At 44.2% G+C, this 3,045-nt stretch carries 3 protein-coding genes; 1 reads left to right on the forward strand and 2 read right to left on the reverse strand.

All coding sequences use genetic code 11. The annotated features are described in order from the left end of the window. Positions 1 to 353: 353 nt before the first annotated feature. Positions 354 to 689 carry a DUF433 domain-containing protein gene (locus PX636_RS05045; RefSeq protein WP_288116388.1) on the forward strand — a complete coding sequence of 112 codons (336 nt, stop codon included), beginning with the start codon at positions 354 to 356 and terminating at the stop codon, positions 687 to 689. A 178-nt stretch (positions 690 to 867) separates the two neighbouring features. Here PX636_RS05045 and cofH read toward each other — a convergent pair whose 3' ends face one another. Beyond that, positions 868 to 2,004, reverse strand: a complete 1,137-nt coding sequence (cofH, locus tag PX636_RS05055) for a 7,8-didemethyl-8-hydroxy-5-deazariboflavin synthase subunit CofH (protein ID WP_288116390.1) — start codon at positions 2,002 to 2,004, stop codon at positions 868 to 870. A gap of 137 nt (positions 2,005 to 2,141) precedes the next feature. After that, a complete protein-coding gene (gene psb29 / locus PX636_RS05060) occupies positions 2,142 to 2,828 on the reverse strand; it encodes a photosystem II biogenesis protein Psp29 (RefSeq protein ID WP_170863942.1) in 687 nt (228 codons plus the stop codon). Between the last annotated feature and the right edge of the window lie 217 nt (positions 2,829 to 3,045).

A 3,045-nucleotide genomic window follows, 5' to 3' on the forward strand; every position in this document is an offset into this window, starting at 1 on the left:
AGCTTGTTCTGTGTAGATACTGGCTAACCCTTAATACTGATTGAAAGCGATTGCCGTCTTTTTTTCCTAAGTCCGGCTTCCTTTCTTTACCTCAAAGTGGATTTCTAGAGCTTTAAAGGTGAAACTAATTGAACCTTCGGGAACAGCTTTGTAGAACCAGACAACCATGGCCGCTAGAGGGAAGACAATGGCGAAGTCAACACTAGCGGCGAATTTACACTTTCTTGCACTTCATCCCTGAAAGTAGAAATACCTTTTCAGTTATCAGTGAACAGTTATCAAAGAGCCGGGCTGATAACTGTTCACTGGTAGCGGTGCTACAATTAAAAGAAAAAGTTTGCTCCAAGAAAACCATGCAACTAGAAGAATACTTTGAAGTTTTTGAGCCAGATGACATCCGCATTAAAGGACATCGCATTGGGATTGAGGATGTCATCAACTACCATTTAAAAGGTTATACTTCCCAGCAGATTCTCCAAGAGTTACCCAGCTTAAACCTAGAGAAAATTTACGCTACTCTCACCTATTACTATCAAAATAAGCCCCAGATAGATGCTTATCTTCAGCACCTCCATGACTGGCAAGAAGAACAATACCAACAGTGGTTAAATACCGAGCCATCGCCACTGATTCAACGCCTAAGACAACTGAAACTAAAACGGAAACAGCAAGAACTAAACCTCGCATGAGAATCCGGTTTTTGTTAGATGAAAACTTATCCCCAGACCTCAAAATATCTCTGTTGCGATTGAATCCTAATCTCGATATTTTGCGAGTAGGTGAACCCGATGCACCACCACTGGGAACTTTAGACCCAGAAATCCTAGATTATGTTGCGTCATTTCAACGGTTATTAGTTACCAGGCTCTAATAGATTGTATCTCGTTGACGGGCCGGGCGATCGAGGGATTTAATCGCCGTTGCTAATTCCTCGACGGTCAAACAAGTACCGCCCAGGGCCCCGGCCATAGTGGTAATATGTTCTTCCATGAGAGTGCCACCGAGATCGTTGCAACCCCAGTTTAAGGCTTCTGTCGCCCCCTGTAAGCCCAATTTTACCCAACTGGGTTGATGATTTTTAATGCTATTGCCCAAATAAATCCGCGCCACTGCTGTTAATTTTAATGTATCGGCTAAAATTGGTTGATCCCGTCCGACTCGATGTCTCAGGGGTTTGGGGGCCGATTGTCCCACAAAAGGCAATAAAATAAATTCGGTGATTTTAGCCCGATAATTATTTTCTAGGGCGATTTCTTGCTGTTTTCTAATTTTTTCGAGGTGCTGCACCTGTTGGCTAGGGGTTTCAATATGACCGCAGAGCATGGTACTGGTGGTATGTAACCCCAAGCGATGGGCAGTACCGACTATTTCTAACCAAGTGGCGGCATCGATTTTTTCTGGACAAATTACCCGTCTTACCTCATCCACCAACACCTCGGCAGCCGTCCCCGGTAGAGAATTCACTCCTGCTTCTTGCAGGGAAGCGATAACTTTTTCGTAACTTAAACCGTCTTCCCTAGCTATAAATTGGACTTCTTGGGGCGAAAAAGCGTGTAAATGCAGGTCAGGAAAGGCTTGCTTCAGGTTTTTAACAATTTCGAGGTAATAGTCTAAGGAATTGCCCTTAATCTTGGCTTTTGGGTTTAATCCTCCCTGCATACAAATTTCCGTCGCCCCACGACGGACAGCATCGGCCGCTTTAGCGATAATTTCCTCTAAATTAAGCCAGAAGGCCCCTTCTTCATTTTCATCGCGTCTGAATGCACAAAAACTGCAATGCTGCTCACAAATGTTACTAAAATTAATATTGCGATTGATAACGTAGGTGACGGTATCTCCCACCTGTTGACGACGCAAAAAGTCGGCCGTTTCCCGAATCTGGGCAATTAAACGGTTATCGGTAGTTTCTAGCAAGATAATCGCTTCTTTTGCCGATAAATTCGCCCCTGACCGCGCTTTTGCCAAAATATCGGTTACGGGTGCGGTGATGGAGGAGTTAGTCACGGGAGATAAATATTAAGGGTTGCCGATCCTAATTGTAGAACGAGGTCAGAAGGAACAGTAAAGAAAGAGAGCCGATTTAATCCTTTTTCTGTTCCCTATTCCCTTGTCTGCACGCGGTAATTTCCGGTTGAGAGCCTTTATTGCAGGGTGGTTTGTTTTTCCTGTTCTTTTTGTTGACGTTTTTTCTTTTCTGCTTCTAGAGCATCTTCGATAACCTTGAGCAGCTGATCCATTTTATCAAGATTACCGCGATAAACATCGAGGTCTTTTTGCAGTTTCTCGCTGGAGAGACGGAGAATTTCTGAGAACTTTTGCAAAATTTGTTCGCGTTTTTCTTTTTCCTTGATCATGTCCGGTTGTGCTTCCGCCAAAATAGTATAGAGACCGATGGCAAACAGGCGACTATACTTAAACTTAGGCGCGTTGATAACCGAAACTAAACTATCAGACAACTGATTGTTACCACCCAGAGCAGGGTTTTGCAGTTGGGAAAGCAAGGAATCAATATTAGTTTCTTTGGCAATAGCGATCATATTTTCGGCATCACGACGATAGACTTCGGGATTACCGTTAACCGCTTGGCACAAAGCATTAAAAATATTCGGTTTATCCTCCCCCGGACGATAGCCTTCCATGAACTTCTCGAAAGAAGTAACCACACCAAGGGCATAAATTGGATCATAATGGAAATCTACATTAACGGAGAGCAGGTGCATCTCGACTAATAATTCCTCAACCACGCGCCGATACACCGAATTGATGGGGCGGGTGTGGCGAGTATAAAAATCACGCTTACTATCGGAAACAGTACGAATTTTGTCCACAGAACCAAACTTCATAAAAATTTAACACTGCTCTCATTTTCTCCCTTCTCGTTCCCCCTGACAAGGCCAGTGATCACCAAAGAGCGGCAAGCAGTCAGTCCAGAGAGAGCAAAAGAGCGAGTAAGATAGGGCAATGGGAAATGGGAAAATGGGGAAATGGGGGAATGGGGAAATGGGGGAATGGGGAAATGGGGGAATGGGGAAGTGGGGAAATGGG

Source organism: Microcystis sp. M53598_WE2, from assembly GCF_030067735.1.
Taxonomy (GTDB): domain Bacteria; phylum Cyanobacteriota; class Cyanobacteriia; order Cyanobacteriales; family Microcystaceae; genus Microcystis; species Microcystis aeruginosa.

Bases quoted from the DNA above. Each gene is read 5' to 3' on its own strand.
- PX636_RS05045 (WP_288116388.1), top strand. From the start codon at position 354: ATGCAACTAGAAGAATACTTTGAAGTTTTTGAGCCAGATGACATCCGC.